The following is a 21,648-nucleotide window of genomic DNA, read 5'->3' on the forward strand; positions in this document are numbered from 1 at the left end:
GCCGAGCGCGGACGCGACGAGTGACTCGCCGCCGGGGGGTGAGGCCCCCAGCCTCGCGTCTGGCGTCGGGCCGTCGTCGTTCGCCCGACGGACTCCGCACGTAATCGTCCCATTCCTGACTGGTTTCCAGGTGGTCGATTCGGCCGCTGGCGACCCCCGAACGCGACCCAGAATCGCCAACGGAGGGCACCATTACGAATCGACTCCCTGCGCACGCTTTTCGGGGCGGTTCACGCGCGTGGGCGAGCGCGCACACGGTACCTTTATCAGTAGGTATCGTCTATGCCTGACCAGGTATTACATGTCCGAAGAAAGTGACTACAGCGCCGGACAGATCCAGGTCCTCGAGGGCCTGGAGGCCGTCCGCAAGCGTCCGGCGATGTACATCGGTTCTACAGATTCTCGGGGGCTACACCACCTGGTGTACGAGGTGGTGGACAACTCCATCGACGAGGCCCTCGCCGGTTACTGCGACTCCATCGACGTGACCATCCACGAGGACGGGTCCGTGACCGTCAGCGACGACGGCCGCGGCATCCCCGTGGACACGCACGCCGAGTACGACCGGCCGGCGCTGGAGGTCATCATGACCGTCCTCCACGCGGGCGGGAAGTTCGACAACAAGTCCTACCAGGTCTCCGGTGGCCTGCACGGCGTCGGCGTGAGCGTCGTGAACGCGCTCGCACAGCGTCTCGAGGTCGAGGTGAAACGCGAGGGCGCGGTCTGGCGCCACGCGTTCGAGCGCGGTGAACCGCAGGGCGACATGGAGCGCGTCCGCGACATGGAGCCGGGCGAGGAGAACGGGACGAGCATCCAGTTCTGGCCCGACACGGACATCTTCGACGAGACCGAGTACAAGTTCTCCACGCTCGCGAACCGCCTGCGCGAGCTCGCGTTCCTGAACTCGGGCGTCGCCATCACGCTCGACGACGAACGCAGCGACAAGTACCAGTCCTTCGAGTACGAGGGCGGCATCCGCGAGTTCGTCGAGTACCTCAACGAGACGAAGACCCCCTTGCACGAGGACGTCATCTACTTCGACGACGAGGAGGCCGTCGACGACGGCGTCATCCAGGTCGAGGTCGCGATGCAGGCGACCGACGAACTCCAGGGCTCGATCCACGCGTTCGCGAACAACATCAACACGCGCGAGGGCGGGACGCACCTGACGGGGTTCAAGACGGCGCTGACGCGGGTCGTGAACGACTACGCGACCGACCAGGGGATGCTGAAGGACCTCGACGAGAACCTCAAGGGCGAGGACATCCGCGAGGGCCTGACTGCCGTGATCTCGATCAAGCACCCGGACCCGCAGTTCGAGGGGCAGACGAAGACCAAGTTAGGTAACGGCGAGGTTCGCGGCGTCGTCGAATCGGCGATGCACGAGAACCTCGACACGTACTTCGAGGAGCATCCCGACAGCGCGAAGCAGATCGTCCGGAAGGCCGTGGAGGCGGCGAAGGCGCGGAAGGCCGCGAAGAAGGCCGAGGAGCTCACGCGCCGGAAGAGCGCGCTCGATTCGACGAGTCTCCCCGGGAAGCTCGCGGACTGCCAGACGAAGGACCCGAAGGAAGCCGAGTTGTTCATCGTGGAGGGCGACTCCGCGGGCGGGAGCGCGAAGCAGGGCCGGAACCCCGAGTTCCAGGCCATCCTCCCACTGGGTGGGAAGATCCTGAACGTCGAGAAGCACCGGCTGGATCGCGTGCTCGAGAACGAGGAGATCAGGAACATGATCACGGCGCTCGGGACGGGCGTCGGCGACGAGTTCGACGCGGACGACGTGCGTTACGAGAAGATCATCTTCATGTGCGACGCCGACGTCGACGGCGCGCACATCCGGACGCTGCTCCTGACGCTGTTCTATCGCTACATGCGGCCGCTCGTCGAAGCGGGCTACGTGTACGCGGCGCAGCCGCCGCTGTACCGCATCCGGTACAACGGGAACACGTACGACGTGATGACCGAAGCGGAGCGCGAGCAGGTCGTCGAGGAGAAGTGTAACGGGAACCCGACGCAGGTCCAGCGGTTCAAGGGCCTCGGCGAGATGAACCCCAAGCAGCTCTGGGAGACGACGATGAACCCCGAGAACCGCGTGCTGAAGCAGATCACGATCGAGGACGCGGCGGCGGCGGACAAGATGTTCTCGGTGCTGATGGGTGACGCGGTCGGGCCGCGCAAGCAGTTCATCAAGGACCACGCGACCGAGGCGGAGTGGGTGGACATATGAGTTCCGAACCAGCAGACGACCCCGACATCGGTGCGGACCGCGTGAAGCACGTCCGCATCGAGGACGAGATGGAGCAGAGCTACATCGACTACGCGATGAGCGTCATCGCGGGCCGCGCGCTCCCGGACGTCCGCGACGGCCTGAAGCCCGTTCACAGGCGCATCCTGTACGCGATGCACGAGATGGGCGTCTCCAGCCGCTCCTCGCACCGGAAGAGTTCGAGCATCGTCGGGGAGACGATGGGTGACTATCACCCCCACGGCGACCAGGCGATCTACGACACCCTGGTGGGGATGGCCCAGGACTTCTCGATGCGGTATCCGCTCGTCGACGGTCAGGGGAACTTCGGGTCGATGGACGGCGACCCGGCGGCGGCGATGCGGTACACGGAGGCGCGGATGGCGCCGATCAGCGAGGAGCTCCTCGAGGACATCGAGAAGGACACCGTGGACTTCTCGTCGAACTACGACGACCGCCTGACGGAGCCGAGCGTGCTGCCGTCGGCGTACCCGAACCTCCTCGTGAACGGGAGTACGGGTATCGCGGTCGGGATGTCGACGAAGATCCCACCCCATAATCTCGGTGAGGTCATCGACGCGACGATCGAGCTCATCGAGAACCCCGACGCGGACGTGTCGGACCTCGTGGAGCACGTGAAGGGCCCGGACTTCCCGACGGGTGCGAACATCGTCGGGAAGAACGCGGTCCGGAAGGCGTACGCGACCGGCCGCGGCCGTCTTCGCGTTCGCGCGGAGTACGAGGTCGAGGAGTGGCAGAACGGCCGGGAGCGCATCATCGTCACCGAGCTGCCGTTCCAGGAGAACAAGGCGCGGATGGTCGAGCGCATCGCGAACGACGTCAACGACGGGAAGCTCGAGGGCATCACGGACCTCCGCGACGAGTCCGACCGGAACGGCGTCCGGGTCGTCATCGAACTGAAGCGCGGCGCGAACGCGGACGTCGTCGAGAACAAGCTCCTCGAGCATCACCTCGAGAAGACGTTCGGCGTCATCAACCTCGCGCTCGTCGACGGCCAACCGCAGGTATTGACGCTCAAGGAGACGCTCGAGCACTACGTCGAGCACCGCAAGGAGGTCGTGACGCGGCGCTCGCAGTTCGAGCTCGACGAGGCCGAGGACCGCGCGCACATCCTCGAAGGCCGCCTGAAGGCCCTGGAGAACGTGGACGACGTCGTCGACCGCATCCAGGACAGCGAGGACCGCGACAGCGCGAAGGCGAACCTCCGGGAGGCCTACGACTTCAGTGAAGCGCAGGCCGAGCACATCGTCCGGATGCAGCTCGGGTCGCTCACGTCGATGGAGCGCGCCGAGATCGAGGACGAGTACGAGGGCGTGATGGAGACCATCGAGTACCTCGAATCCGTCCTGGGGAGCGAGGAGAAGCTCCTCGAGGTCATCACCGACGAGCTCCGCGAGGTAAAGGACGAGTACGACGACGACCGGCGGACGAGCTTCGTCGAGGACACCGGGACGGTCACGCACGAGGACCTCATCCCGGAGGAGGAGGTCGTCGTGGTCGTCACGGAGGACGACTACGTCAAGCGGATGCCCGTCGACCAGTTCGACGCGCAGAACCGCGGCGGGAAGGGCATCATCGGCGCGGACGTCAAGGAGGGCGACCGCGTGTCGAAGGTGTTCCGGGCGAACACGCACGATTACGTGCTCGCGTTCACCAACCACGGTCAGGTCTACCGCCTCAAGACCTACGAGATTCCGGAGGTCTCCCGCACCGCACGTGGGAAGTCCGCGGTGAACCTCCTGAAGCTCGACGACGGCGAGGAGATCACCGCCGTCGTGACGACGGACGAGTTCGAGGACGACGAGTGCGTGACGATGGTCACGCGGAACGGGTACTGCAAGCGCACGACGGGCGAGGACTTCTCGAACATCCTCTCGACGGGTATCATCGCCGCGGACCTCGACGAGGACGACGCGCTCGTCGACGTGGAGGTCACGGACGGGTCGAAGGACCTCGTCATCGCGACCGAGGGCGGGATGACGATCCGGTTCGACGAGCAGGAGGTGCGGACGATGGGTCGGAACGCCCGCGGCGTGCGCGGCATCGACCTCGAGGACGACGACAAGGTCGCGGGCCTGGTCGCGACCGACCACGAGGACGACAAGAGCCTCCTGACCGTCACGGAGAACGGGTACGGGAAGCGCACGCGACTCGCGAACTACCGCCAGCAGGGCCGGTACGGGAAGGGCCTCATCGACATCAAGACGAACGACCGGAACGGTCGCGTGACGAGCGTGAAGGCGGTCGAAGACGACGACGACCTGGTCGTGATGAGCGACCAGGGCCAGATCATGATAACGCACGCGAGCGACGTGAGCCTCGTCGGTCGGAACACGATGGGCGTCACCATCATGGACCTCGACGACGGCGACAACGTCGCGAGCGTCGACGTCCTCCCGGCCGCGACCGGTGCGGCCGACGCCGTGGACGCTGCAGACGACTGACCGACCGGGAGTCCTCCCGGTGTCTTTTCGTGAACGCCTCGAGTAGGCAGCGGCATGGACGTACCCGAGCACCTCGGGCATCACGAGGCCGCGGAGGCCCTGCCGCTCGTGACGGAGTCGGCGGTGGTGACGGAGGTGGCGGCGATGGACGAGAACCGAACCGAAGCCGTCGAGGACGCGCTCGCGGCGCTGTTCGAGCGCAACGGCGTCGGCGACTGGTATCGGGACGCGACGCGCGACGACGACGAGGGCCTGCAGGGGTCGGACGTGGACTGGGACGGCGTCGAGGAGCGGGCCGCCGACGCCGGGTTCGCTGACGCGGATCTGGACGCGCTCGGGGACCTCGTCGCGCGCCACGAGCGCCCGTACCCGTCGCTGCTTCGGGTTCGCGTGCGCGTCGACGACGACGTCGAGTTCTCGTTCGCGCCCGGCCAGTACGCGACCGTGACGTTCGACGGGCACCCGCGGCCGTACTCCATCGCGAGCTCGCCGACCGCCGACGAACTCGAGTTCTGCATCCGCAGGGTCCCCGGCGGGACGCTCACGAGCGACGTCTTCCAGTACCTCGAGGTCGGCGATACTGTCACGGTTCGGGGCCCGAACGGCGAGATGGTACTCGACGACCCGAGCGAGCGCGACGTCGCGTTCCTCGCCACCGGCACGGGCGTCGCGCCGTTCAAGTCGATGGTGGACTACCTCTACGAGACCGGGCGGCACGTCGTCGACGGGCACGAGCGCGACGTCTGGCTGTTCCTCGGCGCCGCCTACGAGGACGACCTCGCGTACCGCGACGCGTTCCGCGCGCTCGACCGCGAGCACGACGGCTTCCACTTCGTGCCGACGCTCACGCGCGAACGCCACCTCGGCGAGTGGCGTGGCGAGACCGAGTACGTCCAGCGCGTCCTCCTCAAGTACGTCGCCGACGACGCCGTGGACGCGAGCGCGCTCCCCGACGGCCTGCGCGAGTACGCGACCGGGGAACCCGCGCTCGACGTCGACGCGCGTATCGACCCCGAGAACGTCGACGTGTACGCCTGTGGCGTCACCGCGATGGTCGAGCAACTCGTCGACGCGACGCGCGCAATCGGCGTCCCCGACGACCGAACGCAGTTCGAGGGGTTCGGGTAGCGCCAGCGCGACTCCGCCGGTGCGTCAGGCGCTTTCGTGTCACCCGAGTAGGGCTCCGGAGAGGACGTAAAGCGGTATCGCCGAGAACAGCGCGCCGAAGAGGAGCGACCCGACCCCGAGCTTGAGGTGCCGCCACTCGGCCTCGCCTTCGCCGGCGTCCGCGACGACGAACGGCGCGCCGAACAGGCTCCCGAATCGACCGCCGTCGTTCGCGTCCACGACCGTCGGCGACTCGCCGTCGACGGCCGTCGTCGGCTCCGCGCGTCCCGCCGCGTACGCGCTCTCGCCGGGGTCGAGGCGGCGCTCGGTGAACCGATGCCGGTCGCCGCCGATGGAGATGCCCGCGACGTCGAACGACGCGGTGTCGTGGTCGAGGTCGTCCTCCCGTGCGAGGAACGCCCGGACGCGCGCCGGCGGCTGCTCGTCGTTCCCGACGACGATCCGGTAGTCGCGGTCCACGGACAGGCCGGCTTCGGTCGGTTTCACGCCGACGGTCCCGGTCTCGTCGGTGACGAGGAACGGGACGGTCCGCGTTCCACTGGCTTTCGTCTGCCAGTTCGACCCGTCGTCGTCGGCGTGGTAGCGCTCCACCTCGAACTCGTAGGCGAGGCACTCCTCGCCGGAGAACGGCGCCTCGAGCGTCCGCGGCCCCGGCGCGGCCTCGCCCTCGACCTCGACGAGTCCGGAGCCGACGGCGTGCGCGTCCGTCGGCGTCATCGACTTCAACTGGACGTACGTCCGGAGGTTCGCGACGCCGTACGCGGCGACGCCGAGGCCGACGAGGAGGAACATGCTCAGGAACGCCAGCGGCAGCAGGTTCCCGCCCCCGAGCTGAACGAGCGGTGCGAACATACCACTACACTCACACGTCCCGTGGAAATATGTTGGGGCGGACCGACGACCGCCGACGCCAGCGCCCCCGTCGGGAACCACCACTACCGGTCGAATCCCGTCACTCCCGGCCGAGGATGCGCTTCCCGAGCGCGCTCGCGGCGAGCTCCGTCGCGAGGTGCGCGGTCTCGTTGTGCTCGTCGAGGATGGGGTTCACCTCGACGGCCTCCATCGACCGCAGCGAGTCGTGCTCGCGGTCGTGCTCCGCGACGATCTCCATCGCGCGATGCGCCTCGCGGTACGTGACGCCGCCGCGGACGGGCGTCCCGACGCCCGGCGCCTCGTTCGGGTCGAGCCAGTCCAGGTCGAGGCTGACGTGGACGCCATCGACGCCGTCGCTCGCGATCGCCATCGCGCGCTCGGTGATCTCGTCGATGCCGTGCTCGTCGATGTCGCTCATCGTGAACGCCGTCCCCGCCGAATCGCGGACGTCCGCAGCCTCCTGGTCGTCGACGCTCCGCAATCCGACCCAGACGACGTTCTCCGGGTTCAGGCGCGGGGCGGTCGCCCAGTCCACGCCCGCGAAGTCGCGGTGCCCGAGCGCCGCCGCGAGCGGCATCCCGTGGACGTTCCCGCTCGGGGACGTCGACGGCGCGTTCAGGTCCGCGTGCGCGTCGAACCACACCGTCCCGATGTCGGCGTCAGCCGCCGCACCGCGCAGCGACCCGATGGCGACGGAGTGGTCGCCGCCGACGACCAGCGGCGTCGCACCGCCCGCGATGGTCGCCTCGACCTCCTCGGCGAGCTCGTGACTCACGGCCTCGATCTCCTCGACGAACTTCGCGTTCCCCTCCTCTGGCACGCGCTTGTCCGCGTCCTGGGTCTCCGCCGGCGGCGCGGTCACGTCGCCGACGTCGGTACAGGACACGCCGGCGTCCTCCAGTTGGTCGGCCAGCCCAGCGTACCGGATCGCGGACGGCCCCATGTCCACGCCCCGTCGGTTCGCGCCGTAGTCCGTCGGTGCTCCGATGATACGCGCCTGCTTCGTCATGTCCAGCCGTACTCGCGGTCCCCGTATCAAACCCCTCGTTCCGCCCGGCCGACCAGCTAGGACTCGGGCTCCGACTCGAAGCCCGCGGGTGACGAAAACGCGCGTTTGACGTACCGAGCGTTTTTACCCACTCTCCGTGGTACGTGGCGGCATGACGACGGCAGGTCGCTACGAGGGGTGGGCGTACGCGCCGCTTCGGTTCGCGGTCTGGGTGCTCGCCGCCATCTACCTCGGACGCATCGGCTACGACAACACGCTCTACGACCTCGAACAGCTCACGGCGCTCCACGTCGTCGTGCGAACGCTCTCCATCGCGATCACGCTCGCGTTCGTCTACTGGAACGTGTTCATCGTCCCCGCGCAACTCCGCGGCATCATCTGGGCGACCGTCGCGCTCCTCGCCGGCGCCGTCCTCGTCTGGAAGTCCGTCATCGAGACCGGCGTCGAGTACCACGACGCCCGCGACCCCCTCAAGCGCCGAGCAGCACGCGACCAGGACGCCGACCCGCTCGACCTCGGCGGCCGCGTCGCCGGGAGACGACTCGGCGACACCACGGACGACGACTGACACGGTGGCCCCACGCCGTACGACAGGTCGACGACGCCACGACTAGCCAGTACGGCAGGTCGACGACCCCACCACTAGCCAGTACGGCACGTGTTTTTAGGGTCCGGGCGCGAACGCTCCCGTAGATGCCGCGCACGCACCAGTACGGCGGGTGGGAGTACGCACCGCTCCGACTCGCGGTGTGGATACTCGCCGCCGTCTACCTCGGTCGCGTCCACTACAACAACACGCTCTGGGACCTCAGACAGCTCTCCGCGGTCGAGTTCGCCGCCAAGACCCTCGCCATCGCGGTCGTCCTCGCGTTCGCGTACTGGAACGTCGCGCTCGCCGACCCCGACATGATGGCGATGATCTGGGGTGTCTCCTTGTTCTTCGCCGCGAAGGTCCTCCTCGTCGCCGGCGTCATCAGACTCGGCGGCGCGCTCGCGGACTACGAGGAACGAAAGGAACGACGCCGGTTCGAAGCCGCGACCGTCTCCAACGCCGACGACGATTGAGCGTCACGCGACGCCCACACCGAGACCTTCCGCGGTCAGTTCTCGAGATACGGCTCGCACACTAGCTCCATGCCCTCGCGGAACGACACCTCGGGCTCCCAGCCGGTCGCCTCGTGCATCTTCGAGTAGTCCGCCATCGTGTGCTGGACGAACACGCTCTCGTCGATGGGGTTCTCGACGTGCTCGGGTTCGACGTCCGCGCCGAGGACGTCGTTCAGCGCGTCGACGACCTCGTTCGCGGTGTACTGCTCGCCCGTCCCGAGGTTGTAGATGCCCGTGAGTTCGTGGTCGGCCGCCAGCTCGCAGCCACGGACGATGTCGGAGACGTGCGTGAGGTCACGCGAGTGCGTGCCGTCACCGTAGATGACGGGGGACTCGCCGTTCGCGATGTCGTCCGCGAACTGCGCGACGATGTTCGCGAACTCGCCCTTGTGCGCCTCCGCGCCCCGGTAGCCCTGGTACACCGAGAAGAACCGCATGCCGGCGCAGGACATCCCGTGGTAGTTCGAGAAGTACTCGGCGTACCGCTCGCGAGCGAGCTTCGACGCCTCGTAGCCCGTGTTCGCTTCGACGGCCATCGTCTCCGGGGACGGCTCCGTCCGGTTCCCGTAGATGGACGACGTCGTCGCGTACACGACCGTGTCACAGCCCGCCTGCCGGCACTGCTCGACCGTGTTCGCGAACCCCTCGACGTTCACGCGCAGCCCGCGGATGAGGTTCTCGCGGGAGTCCTCGTGCATCTTCAGCGACGACAACGCCGCGAGGTGGAAGCAGACGTCGACGTCCTCGACCGGGAGGTCGTCGTCGAGCACGCTCCGCTCGACGTACTCGACGTCGTCGTCGAGGTTCTCCGGCGTCCCGAGGTAGCCGTCGTCGAGCGCGACGACGTCGTTGTCCGCCGCGAGGTGATTCGCGAGGTTCGATCCGATGAAGCCTCCGCCGCCCGTCACGAGGACTCGTTTGTCTTGCATACCGGGAACCCCATTACGAACGGACAAATCATTGTCGTTCCGCGTGCACCGACGTGGGCCGCAAGCCGGCGTCGGGGTCCCCACGGTTTTAAGGCCGGACGTGACCTACGCGACGCTATGTCGTCGATCGAACTCACCCCGAGTCAGAAGAACATCCTGCAGGCGCTCATCAACCTGCACAGAGAGAAAGAAGACGCCATCAAGGGCGAGGACATCGCCACGCAGGTCGACCGGAACGCGGGCACCATCCGCAATCAGATGCAGTCCCTGAAAGCACTCCAGCTCGTCGAGGGCGTCCCCGGCCCCAAGGGCGGGTACAAGCCGACCGCGGCCGCCTACGAGGCCCTCGAGATCCAGCAGATGGACGAACCCGCGACGGTCCCGCTCACGCACGAAGGCGAGTCCATCGAGGACGTCATCGTCGACGAGATCGACCTGTCGTCGGTCCACCACCCCGAGCTGTGTCGCGCCGAGATCCACCTCCAGGGGTCGGTCCGGGACATCCACGAAGGCGACGCGGTGACGGTCGGCCCGACGCCGCTCTCGAAGCTCGTCATCGAGGGGACCGTCGACGGGAAGGACGACACGAACAACATCATCATCCTCCGCATCGACAACATGGTCGCGCCCGCGGAGGACCCCGAGCACTGACCGAGCCGTCGCTCGGCCGCGACGACACGAACCGCCCATAATCGGGGTGACAACGTATCGCACGACGACTCGCGTTTCAACACCTTTGTACCGGAGGGTTACTGACGAGACGATATGGCTACGAACGTCACCGTGCTCGGCGCCGGCTACGCAGGCGCTGGCGCGGTCAAGGAACTCCAGAAACGCGCCGGCTCCGACGTCTCCATCACGTGGGTCGCTGACGTCGACTATCACCTCGTTCTGCACGAGTCCCACCGTATCATCCGGGAGCCGTCGGTCGCGGAGAAGATCAAGATTCCCGTGCGCGAGATCGCCGACCACAGCACGGAGTTCGTTCGCGGCGAGGTCGTCGGCCTCGACGAGGACGCGCGCGAGGTCGAACTCGACGACGGTGACGTCATCGAGTACGACTACTGTCTCGTCGCACTCGGCAGCCAGACGGCGTTCTTCGGTATCGAGGGCCTCGAAGAGCACTCGCTCACGCTGAAGTCCGCGGACGACGCGCTCGCCATCCACGACGCCGTCAGCGACGCCGCGGCGGACGCGACGCGGAGCGACCCGGCGGACGTCATCGTCGGCGGCGCCGGGCTCTCGGGCATCCAGACCGCGGCGGAGATCGCGAAGTTCCGCGACGAGAAGCGCGCACCCATCGACATCCACCTCGTCGAAGGGCTGGACTCGATCTTCCCCGGGAACGACCCCGAGGTCCAGGGCGCACTGAAGAAGCGCCTCGAGGCACTCGACATCAACATCCTCACGGGCGAGTTCATCGGCGAGGTCGACGAGGAGACGGTCTACATCGGCGAGGACGCCGAGATGGAGTACGACGTCCTCCTCTGGACCGGTGGCATCACGGGCCGCGACGCGCTCGACGAGACCGACGTCGACAAGGAACACAACCGGTTCCAGACCGGACAGGACTTCCAGACGACCGACGACCGCGTGTTCGCCGTCGGCGACTCCGCGCTCATCGAGCAGCCCGGCGACGACCCGGCACCGCCGACCGCGCAGGCCGCGTGGGGCGCCGCCGACGTCGCCGCCGAGAACGTCGTTCGCGCCATCGAAGGCCGCCGCTTGACGTCGTGGGTGCACGAGGACAAGGGGACCGTCATCAGCGTCGGCGACAAGGCCGTCGCGCACGACGTCAAGGCGTTCGGCGTGAGCGCGCCGGTGACGACGTTCGGTGGCTTCCCCGCGAAGAACCTGAAGAAGGCGATCGCTGCACGCTGGATCGCGGACGTCGCCGGCTACGGCCGCGCCGCCTCCGCCTGGAGCATGCTCTAACGGACAGTCGAACGACGCTTCTTTCGCTTCTCTCTCGGACCGAGCGTTCAAGTACGGAGCCGCGGCCACGGTCGGCGTGCACTAGCCGTTCGCGACGCGAGGGCCGAGGCCGGAGCGCGACGACCCCTCGCGGCGACTCCCACGAGTAGAATCCGTCGACGACCACGATACTGTCGACGACCGTCGCCTGTTCGCCAAAAGACCCGCACTCGAATGGCGGTCAGTCGACCCGCACTCGAATGGCTGTCAGTCGACCCGCACTCGAATGGCTGTCAGTCGACCCGCACTCGAATGGCCGTCAGTCGAGCGAGAGGCCGGGATGCCAGTGGTCGACGCCCGCCTCGGCCTTCGCTTCGTCCATCTTCCGGAGGAGCTTCACCGCGAGACTCGCGGTCTCCGCGGCGCGCGACTCGCCTTCCGTCCGGAACTCGCCGGTGACGCGGTTCGCGTACACCGAGCAGACCGCGCCTGCCCGGAGCCCGTACACGTTCGCGAGCGTGAGGATGGCGGCGGCCTCCATCTCGATGTTCTTCACGTTCGCGTCCTGGAGCTCCTCGACGAGCGAGTCCGCGCCCGCGGCCTCGAACCCCTCGAACCCCGGGCGGCCCTGGCCCGCGTAGAAGCTGTCCGCGCTCATCGTGAGCCCCGTATGGTAGTCGTAGTCGAGGCGTTCGGCGGCGGCGACGAGCGCCGCGACGACCTCGTGGTCCGCGACCGCCGGGTAGTCCTCGCGGACGTACTCGTCGCTCGTCCCCTCCTGGCGGACCGCGCCCGTCGTGATGACGAGGTCGCCGACGTCCATCTCCGGCTGGATAGCGCCACACGACCCGACGCGGATGTACGTCTCCACGCCGACGCGAGCGAGCTCCTCGACCGCGATAGCGGCGCTCGGCGACCCGATACCCGTCGACGTCACCGAAATCTCGGCGCCGTCGTAGTGCCCGGTTGCGGTCCGGTACTCGCGGTGGTACGCTCGCTCCTCGTGGTCGTCCCAGAGCGCGGTGATCTTGTCGACGCGCTCGGGGTTCCCCGGGAGGAGGACGGCGTCGCTCACGTCCTCCGGGCCGACCTCGACGTGGTACTGTACGTCCGCGTTCGGGTCCTCGCTGTCGCCAGTCATACCCTGCTCGTAGCGCGAGCCAGCGTAAAAGGCTACTGCGTCGGGCTGACCGGGACGTCGCCGTCTCCGGCGGCTTTCGAGGCAGCCACGGTTCGTCGGCGACTACTTGCCGAGGGTCTCCGGTCCGATGGTCTCCGGGAGCAGGTCGCCGAGGCGGTGCTCGCGGATGCCGTCCTCGCCGGCGTCACAGAGCACGCGGAAGTCCTCGTCGCAGAACTCGGCGAGCGTCTGCCGGCACATCCCGCACGGCGTCACCGCGTCGCGGTTCCCCGAGGACACCGCGACCACCGCGAACTCGCGGTGGCCGTCCTTGAGCGCTTCCGCGACGGCGACCTCCTCGGCGTGCAGACTGTTCGAGTAGTTCGCGTTCTCCAGGTTGCAGCCGACGTACACCTCGCCGTCGGCGGTCTCCAGTGCCGCGCCGACGCGGTACTCCGAGTACGGTACGTACGCCTCCGACTGAACGTCCCTGGCGGCTTCAATGAGTTCCTCGTCGTCCATGTCTCCATGGATTCCGTCCACGGGCAAGTAACCCATCGGTGTCCTGTGGCCGATTGGTGTCACGTTACCGCGGCCGACCCGTCGAAGTCGCTGGGTTTTCTGGCCGCGAAAACACCGACCGGGATTTAGGGGGTTCCTGGTACGAGTGTGGTGTATGCGCGAGAACTGGTATCGGCAAGTGCTGTTCGCCAGTATGGGGTTGTGGATCGGTGGCGTTGGCGTGCTCGCAGGTGGCGTCGGCGCGGTCAGCCTCGCGCTCGGCCCGTGGTGGGCGGGTGCCGCCATCGGACTCGGGTCCGGTGTCCTCGGCGGGTACCTCGGTGCCCGAGCGGCGTATCACCCCTCGCTCCACGAGCGGTTCCACGGACCGGTCGGGCTCGTCCTCTTCGCTGGGGTCCCGATAGCACTGCTCGTGGCCGTCCTCGCCGTCCTCGTTCTCGGGTCGACGCCGAGCGAGGGCGTGACGGCGGCGTTACTCGGGGGTGCCATCGTTGCGACCGTCGGCGGGTTCGTCGCGCTCCTCGCGAACCTCCCGCTGTGGAAGGCGAGGGTGCAGGAATCGTCGACGGTGTACGCGTCGTGGTCGGCGCGACAGCCGCCGACGCAGCGTCGGCGCACGAAGTACATGACAGGTGGATTCGCGGTGGTCGCGGTCGCCGCTGGTGCGGTCGCGTTCGTCGTCGGCGTCGAGTTCGAGACGATGTGGTGGACGGTGTTCGCGCCACTGACCGCGGTGCTCGCGAGCGTCGACAGCGAGCGAACCGTCGAGGTCAGGGACGCCGGTGTGCTCGTGGACTCGTCGCTGGTCGCGTGGGCGGATTTCGAGAGCTTCGAACTCACCGACGAGGCGCTCGTCCTCCATCGCGCGAGCCGCTACGTGGACCGCGCGCAGCGCTTCGACCGCGAGGACGTCGGCGACCTGGACGAGGCCGTCCGAGCGCTCGACCGGTTCCTCGACCGACGCGAGTCATGACGGGGGTCGACGAGTCGCGGCGCGAGCGCGTCGTCGGCGGACTCCTCGTTGCCTTCGCGGTCTGCGTGACCGCACCGCTCCCGGCGGTCGTCGGCGCGCCGCGGGATGGAACCGCACTCACCGCGGGTGTGGGCGTGGCGGTCGGCGTCGGGCTCGTCGTCGCCGCCGCCGTCCGACAGAGCGACGCACTCCTCGCGGCGCTCGCGGCACCGCGGTACCTCCTCATCCCCGGCGGGACGGTCGTCGCGTGGACTCTCAGGGCGTTCCTGCAGACGCCGCCCCTTCGAGCGACCGCGCTGGCGCCGTACGCGGTCGCGTTCGCGGGGTGCGCGCTCGGCGTGGCCGCGTGGGTGCTCGCCCGCGACGTCCACGACCGGCGGCGTCGCGAGACCGCCACGACCGCGGTGTCGTTCGAGGCACCGCTCGCGCCGCGCTCGCGGCGAGCGATGCGTCTCGGCGGCGTAGCCACCGTCTTCGGTGGTGCCGTCGCCGCCGTCGGCCTGAGCGTCGGCGACGACCCGACGTTCGCGTTCACGTACCTCCCGCTCTCGGCGACCGGCGTCGTGTTCTTCGCGCTCTCGCGGACCGACCGCGAGGTCCACGTCGCCGACGAGGCCCTGTTCGTGAACCGGAGTCGTCGCTCGTGGACTGACTTCGAGTCGGTGCGCGTCGAGGACGACGTGCTCGTCGTCGACGGCCGAGGCAGATGGACGGGGACGCTCCGGTTCGACGCGACCGAGATCGAAGACATCGACGGCGTCGTCGCCGCCATCCGCGAACGCGTCGACGCGTCCGGAACGCCACGAAACGGAGTCGGTGCTCAGTCGTCGCCCGATTCGTAGTGGTCGCCTGCGGCGTCGGGGATGCGGGTCTTCCCGACGAGTGCGAGGACGACGATGACGGCGACGAACGGCACCATCTGGACGAGCGACGGGGCGATGTTCAGTTCGCTGATCTGCTGGACGCGGAACTGGAGTGCGTTCAGGCCCGCGAACAGGAACGACGAGGCGAACGCGCCGATGGGGTTGTAGTTCCCCATGAGGTACGCGGTGATGCCGATCCAGCCGCGGCCGGAGACCATCGTCTGGCCGCTCCCGATGAACTGCCCGACCTGCCCGAGTGCGAGGCCGGCGCCGCCGACGCCCGAGAAGACGCCGGAGAGGAGGACGCTCGCGTACCGGACGCGAGTGACGTTCACGCCGGCGGTGTCGAGCGCTTTCGGGTTCTCGCCGCTCGCGCGCACCCACCGACCGAACGCGGTGCGGTTGAGGACGTACCACGACACGGGCACTGCGAGCAGCATCAGGTACACGGTCGGGTTCGAGTCGAACACGGCCGGCCCGAGGACGGGGATGTCGACGAGACCGGGGACGACCCAGTTGTTCAGGGTCGGCACTGCGGGAGAGTTCACGGAGTCCCAGACGATCTGGCTCGCGAACGGCGCGAACCCGAGTGCGACCAGCCAGACCGCGAGGCCGGCGATGATCTGGTCGGCCTCGTAGCGGATGGTGACGACCGCGAACAGGAGCGCGAGTAGCGTGCTCGCGAGCACGGCCGCGCCGAATCCGGCCCACGCGGCGGTCGACGGCTCGACCGACCCCTGGAGCGCCCACGCGACCGCGATGCTCGTGAACGCGGACGCGATGAGCAGTCCCTCGAGCCCGATGTTGATGACGCCGGACTTCTCCGCGAAGATACCGCCGAGTGCGGCGAACGCGATGGGGACCGACAGCCGGAGTGCGGCCGACAGCAGGCTCGTGTCGAGTTGGTCGACGAGCGCGACCACCCAGTCGACCGGGAACACGAACGCGAACACGACCAGCGCGAGCACGGTGACCGCTGCGCCGGCGGCACCCGCGACGTACACGTTCCGGTCAACCATCGTCCTCACCTCCGTCGGTCGCGACTGTTCTGTCGGCGTCGGGGCCGTACGGCGTGTAGCGGGCGAGCATCCGGAAGAACTCCGGCATCGCCACGAAGAGGATGACGAGCCCGCGGAGGACGCCGACGAGTTGCTTCGGGACGCCGAGACTGAAGTCGATGGAGAGACTCCCGGCCTTCATCACGCCGAACAACAGTGCCGCGGGGATGACTCCGAGCGGGTTGTTCCCGGCGAGGATGGAGACCGTGATGCCGTCGAACCCGAGCGCGGGCACGCCGGTCCGGTAGCGCGCCATCACCATCATGACGTAGACGGCGCCGCCGACGCCGGCGAGCGCGCCCGACAGCGTCATGCTGGAGACGACGAGGCGCTTCGGGTCGACGCCCGCGTAGTCCGCGGCCGCGGCCTGCAGGCCGCTCGTCCGGACGTCGTACCCGAACGCGGTGTTCGCGAGGACGTAGAACGTCCCGGCGACGAGCGCGAGGCCGAGCAGGAGGGCGATGATCGAGAACTGCGCGCCCTCGAAGAACGGCACGATGGGTTTCAGGCGGGCGGCCTCCGGGATGGCGACCGTCTGCACGCTCCCGCTCTCCGGGTCCTGATAGTACGTCGAGATGAGGAAGAACGCGAGATTTGTCGCGACGAAGTTCAGCATGATGGTCGTGATGACCTCGTTCGCCTCCGCGTACGCCTTGAGCGCGCCTGGGATGGCGGCGTAGAGGCCGCCGAAGACGGCGCCGACGAGCAGCGCGAACGGCACGAGGACGAGCGTCCCGAGAACGCCACCGGGTGCGAGCGGCGCGACGAAGACGAGCGCGAGCGCCGTCGCGAGCCCGCCGAGCACGAGCTGGCCCTGCGAGCCGATGTTGAACAGGCCCGCGCGGAACGCCACCGCGACAGACAGCCCCGTGAACAGCAGGAGCACGGTCTCCTTCATCACGAGCGCGACGTTGAACCCGCCGATGAACGGGTCGACGAACAGGAAGTAGTAGACGAGGAACGGGTTGTAGCACGACCCGAGGAACCCGCCGCTCGGACAGTCGACGACGAGCCCCGACAGGTAGACGAGGACGCTCCCGACGAGCACGCTCGCGAGGAACGCGGCGACGCTGATGAACACGCGCTCCTTCGCGCTCGCCGTGACGATCTTCGACGCCGCGGACTCCGACCACGACGGGATGTCGCCGTCGTCGACCTCGGTCGTCGTCGAGTCGGTCGTCTTCTCGCTGCCCGCGTCCGACTGGTCGTCGGTCATGCGTCGTCACCTCGCGCAGGCGCCGCGTCGACCGTGTCGACGCTCTCGCCACCCATGAGCAGCCCGAGCTCTTCCTCGGTCGTCGACTCGGGGTCGACGACGTCGACGAACTCGCCGTCGTGCACGACCGCGAGTCGGTCCGAGAGCGACTGGACCTCGTCGAGCTTCGAGGACACGAGGAGGATCGCCTTCCCGCGAGCGCGGAGGTCGAGCAGTTGCTCGTGGATGAACTCCACGCTCCCGATGTCGACGCCGCGCGTCGGATGCGAGGCGACGACGACCTCGGGATCCTGACTGAACTCGCGCCCGACGATGAACTTCTGCTGGTTCCCACCGGAGAGGCTCTTCGCGCTCGCACTCGGGTCCGGTGGTCGGACGTCGTACTCCTCGATGACGTCCGTGACGTGCCCGTACGTGCCCTCCCAGTCGATGCGACCGTTCGGCGCGAACGCCGGGTCGTGTTGCTTGCCCAGCAAGCCGTTCTCGACGAGGTCGTAGTCCATCACGAGCCCGCGCTCCTGGCGGTCCTCGGGGACGTACGCCATCCCGCGAGCGATGCGACTCCGTCGGGACGCGTGCGTGATGTCCTCGCCGTCGAACGCCACCGACCCCGCGGCTGGGGTTCTGAGTCCCGTGACGGCTTCGACGAGCTCCGACTGTCCGTTCCCGTCCACGCCAGCGATACCGAACACCTCGCCCTCGCGGACGTCGAAACTCACGCCGTCGACCGCGACGACGTCGCGCTCGTCACGCACCGTCAACTCGGACACCGCCAGCGCGGGCGACCCGGTCGACACCGACGGCTTGTCGACGTCGAGCAGGACTTCGCGACCGACCATCAGCTCCGCGAGCTCCTCGCGGTTCGTCGCGTTCGCGTCCACCGTCCCGACGTTCACGCCGTCCCGGAGGACGGTGATGTCGTCGGCCGCGTTCATCGCCTCGTCGAGCTTGTGCGAGATGAAGATGATCGTCTTCCCCTGCGACGTCAACTCCTCGAACACCGCGAACAGCTCCTCGACCTCCTGGGGCGTGAGGACCGCCGTCGGTTCGTCGAGGATGAGGACGTCCGCGCCACGGTACAGCGCCTTCAGTATCTCCACGCGCTGCTGCTCGCCGACGCTGATGTCCTCGATTGCCGCATCAGGGTCCACGTCGAACCCGTACTTCTCCGCGAGGTCGACGACCGCCTTCCGCGAGGCCAAGCGGTCGACCGCGAGCCCACCCCACTTCCGGGGTTCGTTCCCGAGGACGACGTTCTCCGTCACCGTCATCGGGTCGACGAGCATGAAGTGCTGGTGTATCATGCCGACGCCCGCGTCGATCGCGTCCCGCGGCGAATCGAAGTCCATCGCCTCGCCGTTCAATCGCACGACGCCCTCCGTCGGCTCGTAGAGCCCGTAGAGGACGTTCATCAGCGTGGTCTTCCCGGCGCCGTTCTCGCCGAGGAGCGCGTGCACCGAGCCCTCCTCGACGCGGAGGTCGACGTCGTCGTTCGCGACCACGCCCGGGAAGCGCTTCGTGATACTGTCGAGGTGGACCGCGAGCGAGCTCACGGCCGCCCACCTCCCGGGACCGCGCGCCCGTCACTACCCGGCCTGCCCGTCGTCGTGGATTCGGTCATGAAGAAATCGGTGAGAGCTAACCGCTCAGGCGTTTTCGGGGTCGGTCGGCACCGAGATGTCGCCGTTGACGATACCGGACTTGGACTCCTCGAGTGCGCTCTTGACCTCGCTCGGAATCTCCGAGCCGAGCGTCTGCCCGAGCACGGCTTCGACGCCGCCTTTCTCGAGACCGAGTGCACTCACTTCCCCGCCCGCGTGCTCGTCGTTCACGACGTTCTCGACGCTCGTGAGGACCGCGGTGTCGACGTGCTTGACCATGCTCGCGAGGATGACGTCCTTGTACTCCTTCGCGGACTTGGACTGGTCGGAGTCGACGCCGATCGCGTACCGGCCGCGTTCCTGCGCCGCGCCGAAGACGCCCGTGCCGGTCCCACCCGCGGCGTGGTAGACGACGTCCGCGCCGTTGTCGTACATCGAGAGCGCGATCTCCTTGCCCTTCGCGGGGTCGCTCCACGAGCCGGCGTACGCCGAGCGGACCTCGACGTCGCCCGCGTGCTTCGCACCCGCGATGAATCCGGCCTCGAACTTCTTGATGAGCGAGTTCTCCTTCCCGCCGACGAACCCGACCGTCGCCGCGTCCGTGTTCGTCGACGCGTCGGTCATCCCGTCACCGCTCGTCGAGAAGTCGCGCTGCGTGAGCAGGCCCGCGAGGTGCCCGACCTGGAACGACCCGAGCTGCTCCTTGAACACGTAGCTCGCGACGTTGTCCTTCTCGACGACGGAGTCGACGATCATGAACTGCTGGTCGGAGTACTGCTCGGCGTTCTCCGTGAGCGCTTCGGCCTGCGCGAACCCGATGGTGCAGATGAGGTCGTAGTTCGGGTTGTTCGAGTCGGCGAACTTCTTCTGGAGCGTCGGGAACTCGCTGTTCCCCGAGGGCTCGGCGCCCTGATAGTTGATGTCGTACTCTTCGATGGCCTGGTCGATGCCCTGCTTGGCCATGTCGTTGAACGCCTTGTCGCCGAGCCCGCCGAGGGCGTAGACGACGCCGACGTTCGTGCCACTACTTCCGGAGCCGCCGAGACTGGAGAGACAGCCAGCGGTTGTCGCAGCACCGATGCCAGCCGCACTCGCCAGGAACTTCCGCCTGTTCGAAGGCATTACGTCCAATTCATGCAGGATGCCGAATTAAACCCGTCGGAACGCAAGTCAATGGTTGCAACCCCTAACTATATATCCAACATGGCCGTAAGAACTTAATCCAATATGGATTAGAGCGTAAGTATATTAGGTTTCTGCGGTCTCGACCGCAGATTCGACGACTGCGCGTGCGCGTTCGACGAGTGCGTCGACGTCGTCGGCCTCCGCGTAGATGCGGACGTACGGCTCGGTCCCACTCGGCCGGACGAGCACCCACGACGCGTCCGGGCGGTCGACGCGAACGCCGTAGTCCGTGTCGACGTCGCCCTCTGGGAACGTCTCCGGGAGCGCGTCCGCGAGCGTTTCCATCGCAGCCTCCTTCGCTTCGTCGGGACAGGACACGCTGACCTTCCGGTACGGACGCTCCGTGATCGGGGCGCGAAGCGCATCCAGTCCACCCTCGGTGGCGACGAGCGCCGACAACACGCCCGCGCTCGTCACGCCGTCTATCCATCCACCGAACGCGGTGTGCACGTGCTTCCAGGGTTCCGCCGCGAACGCCACCTCGGTGTCCGAACCCCCAGCCTGACGTTCGCGAGCGATGCCCTCGTGGAGCGCGCCCAGTCGAACGCGCTCGGTGCGGCCACCCGCTGCCTCGACGCGCTCGTCGATCCGGCCGGACGCGTTCGGCGTCGTCACGACCACCGGGTCCGCGGCGTCGCTCGCCCGGACGTAATGCTCGGCGAGCATCGCCAGCACCGTATCCTCGTGTACCACGTCGCCCTCGGGCGTCAACACGACGATGCGGTCCGCGTCCCCGTCGTGCGCGAGCCCCAGGTCGACCTCGGACTCCGCGAGGAACGCGGAGAACTCCGTGAGCGTCTCCGGCGTCGGCTTCGACGGTCGCGCCGGGAAGTGCCCGTCGACGTTCGCGTTCGTCGCCCGGACGTCCGCACCCAGCGCCTCCAGGACCTGCGGCGTCCCGACGCTCGCCATCCCCGTCCCGCAATCCACGGCGACAGTCAACCCGTCCAGGGGCTCGGTCGCACCAGCAGCGACGGACTCCCGAACGAACTCGACCACCGCCTCCCGGTACGCTTCGAGGACGCTGCCCTCGCGTCCCGACCCGAACGCGTCCCAGTCGGCGAGCGCGGGGCCGTCCGCGACGCGCTCCTCGACGCGTTCCTCGGCCGCCCGGTCGTACTCCTCGCCGTCGACGAACAGCTTGATGCCGTTGTCCTCGGGCGGATTGTGACTCGCCGTCACCATCACGCCACGACGTCCCTGCGAGGCGAACGCGAGCGCCGGCGTCGGCACCTGCCCGACGCGTTCGACGTCCGCCCCCGCGCTCTCCAGGCCCGCCTCGATGGCGGCGGCGAGCGCCTCGCCGGTCTCCCGGCCGTCGCGACCGACGACGAACTCCGCGCCGTCGACCCCTGCTGCCTGCCCAACTCGCAGCGCCAGCTCAGGCGTGACCCGTGTCGCCACCGGGCCGCGGATACCAGCCGTCCCGAACAGTGTCAT

General features: G+C 68.0%; 19 protein-coding genes. 9 read left to right on the forward strand and 10 right to left on the reverse strand.

All coding sequences use genetic code 11. The annotated features are described in order from the left end of the window. Positions 1–301: 301 nt before the first annotated feature. Genes gyrB through VYJ16_RS09745 form a run of 3 tightly spaced genes read left to right on the forward strand, consistent with a single transcriptional unit; the run spans position 302 to position 5,838 of the window. Positions 302–2,227 (forward strand): DNA topoisomerase (ATP-hydrolyzing) subunit B, encoded by a 1,926-nt coding sequence (gene gyrB / locus VYJ16_RS09735; protein WP_336350109.1) that lies wholly within the window; start codon positions 302–304, stop codon positions 2,225–2,227. Next, positions 2,224–4,710, forward strand: coding sequence for a DNA gyrase subunit A (gene gyrA, locus VYJ16_RS09740; protein ID WP_336350110.1), 2,487 nt, complete (start codon positions 2,224–2,226; stop codon positions 4,708–4,710). Before gyrB ends, gyrA begins: the two co-directional genes overlap by 4 nt. A 54-nt stretch (positions 4,711–4,764) precedes the next feature. Further along, complete coding sequence (locus VYJ16_RS09745) at positions 4,765–5,838, forward strand: ferredoxin--NADP reductase (protein ID WP_336350111.1); 1,074 nt, start codon at positions 4,765–4,767, stop codon at positions 5,836–5,838. 39 nt (positions 5,839–5,877) lie between these two features. Here VYJ16_RS09745 and VYJ16_RS09750 read toward each other — a convergent pair whose 3' ends face one another. Next, entirely contained in the window at positions 5,878–6,690 is an 813-nt protein-coding gene (locus VYJ16_RS09750; protein WP_336350112.1) for a GIDE domain-containing protein, read from the reverse strand. Between the two features lie 100 nt (positions 6,691–6,790). After that, positions 6,791–7,720: an arginase gene (rocF, locus tag VYJ16_RS09755; RefSeq protein WP_336350113.1), complete on the reverse strand. Its 930-nt coding sequence runs from the start codon at positions 7,718–7,720 to the stop codon at positions 6,791–6,793. A 151-nt stretch (positions 7,721–7,871) separates the two neighbouring features. On the opposite strand from rocF, the gene VYJ16_RS09760 reads away from it, so the two are divergent. Both VYJ16_RS09760 and VYJ16_RS09765 read left to right on the forward strand, forming a co-directional pair. Continuing rightward, positions 7,872–8,288 carry a hypothetical protein gene (locus VYJ16_RS09760; RefSeq protein WP_336350114.1) on the forward strand — a complete coding sequence of 139 codons (417 nt, stop codon included), beginning with the start codon at positions 7,872–7,874 and terminating at the stop codon, positions 8,286–8,288. A 125-nt stretch (positions 8,289–8,413) separates the two neighbouring features. Beyond that, positions 8,414–8,785, forward strand: coding sequence for a hypothetical protein (locus VYJ16_RS09765; RefSeq protein WP_336350115.1), 372 nt, complete (start codon positions 8,414–8,416; stop codon positions 8,783–8,785). Positions 8,786–8,820: 35 nt separating this feature from the next. On the opposite strand, the gene VYJ16_RS09770 is transcribed toward VYJ16_RS09765, so the two are convergent. Next, entirely contained in the window at positions 8,821–9,756 is a 936-nt protein-coding gene (locus VYJ16_RS09770; protein ID WP_336350116.1) for an NAD-dependent epimerase/dehydratase family protein, read from the reverse strand. Positions 9,757–9,873: 117 nt separating this feature from the next. Between VYJ16_RS09770 and VYJ16_RS09775 the strand changes: the two genes are divergently transcribed. Beyond that, a complete protein-coding gene (locus VYJ16_RS09775) occupies positions 9,874–10,407 on the forward strand; it encodes an HTH domain-containing protein (protein ID WP_336350117.1) in 534 nt (177 codons plus the stop codon). A gap of 114 nt (positions 10,408–10,521) precedes the next feature. Further along, positions 10,522–11,691, forward strand: a complete 1,170-nt coding sequence (locus tag VYJ16_RS09780; protein WP_336350118.1) for an NAD(P)/FAD-dependent oxidoreductase — start codon at positions 10,522–10,524, stop codon at positions 11,689–11,691. A 298-nt stretch (positions 11,692–11,989) separates the two neighbouring features. Here VYJ16_RS09780 and VYJ16_RS09785 read toward each other — a convergent pair whose 3' ends face one another. Next, positions 11,990–12,811 carry a nucleoside phosphorylase gene (locus tag VYJ16_RS09785; RefSeq protein WP_336350119.1) on the reverse strand — a complete coding sequence of 274 codons (822 nt, stop codon included), beginning with the start codon at positions 12,809–12,811 and terminating at the stop codon, positions 11,990–11,992. A 102-nt stretch (positions 12,812–12,913) separates the two neighbouring features. Continuing rightward, on the reverse strand, positions 12,914–13,312 hold the full coding sequence (gene cdd, locus VYJ16_RS09790; RefSeq protein ID WP_336350120.1) for a cytidine deaminase: 399 nt from the start codon (positions 13,310–13,312) through the stop codon (positions 12,914–12,916). A gap of 154 nt (positions 13,313–13,466) precedes the next feature. Here cdd and VYJ16_RS09795 point away from each other — a divergent pair, with 154 nt between their 5' ends. After that, positions 13,467–14,285: a hypothetical protein gene (locus VYJ16_RS09795; RefSeq protein ID WP_336350121.1), complete on the forward strand. Its 819-nt coding sequence runs from the start codon at positions 13,467–13,469 to the stop codon at positions 14,283–14,285. Continuing rightward, positions 14,282–15,127 (forward strand): hypothetical protein, encoded by an 846-nt coding sequence (locus tag VYJ16_RS09800; protein ID WP_336350122.1) that lies wholly within the window; start codon positions 14,282–14,284, stop codon positions 15,125–15,127. The genes VYJ16_RS09795 and VYJ16_RS09800 overlap by 4 nt, the downstream gene beginning before the upstream one ends. On the opposite strand, the gene VYJ16_RS09805 is transcribed toward VYJ16_RS09800, so the two are convergent. From VYJ16_RS09805 to VYJ16_RS09825, 5 genes are all read right to left on the reverse strand, one after another. Then, positions 15,106–16,167 carry an ABC transporter permease gene (locus tag VYJ16_RS09805; protein WP_336350123.1) on the reverse strand — a complete coding sequence of 354 codons (1,062 nt, stop codon included), beginning with the start codon at positions 16,165–16,167 and terminating at the stop codon, positions 15,106–15,108. The genes VYJ16_RS09800 and VYJ16_RS09805 overlap by 22 nt on opposite strands. Beyond that, positions 16,160–17,422, reverse strand: coding sequence for an ABC transporter permease (locus tag VYJ16_RS09810; protein WP_336350124.1), 1,263 nt, complete (start codon positions 17,420–17,422; stop codon positions 16,160–16,162). Before VYJ16_RS09810 ends, VYJ16_RS09805 begins: the two co-directional genes overlap by 8 nt. Then, a complete protein-coding gene (locus tag VYJ16_RS09815; RefSeq protein ID WP_336350125.1) occupies positions 17,419–18,975 on the reverse strand; it encodes an ABC transporter ATP-binding protein in 1,557 nt (518 codons plus the stop codon). The genes VYJ16_RS09810 and VYJ16_RS09815 overlap by 4 nt, the downstream gene beginning before the upstream one ends. Before the next feature lie 93 nt (positions 18,976–19,068). Beyond that, positions 19,069–20,145 (reverse strand): BMP family lipoprotein, encoded by a 1,077-nt coding sequence (locus VYJ16_RS09820; protein WP_336350126.1) that lies wholly within the window; start codon positions 20,143–20,145, stop codon positions 19,069–19,071. Between the two features lie 126 nt (positions 20,146–20,271). Next, a complete protein-coding gene (locus tag VYJ16_RS09825) occupies positions 20,272–21,648 on the reverse strand; it encodes a phosphohexomutase domain-containing protein (RefSeq protein WP_336350127.1) in 1,377 nt (458 codons plus the stop codon).

Origin of the sequence: Halorubellus litoreus, from assembly GCF_037081675.1 — an archaeon.
In the GTDB taxonomy this organism is placed as follows: Archaea; Halobacteriota; Halobacteria; order Halobacteriales; family Natrialbaceae; genus Halorubellus; species Halorubellus litoreus.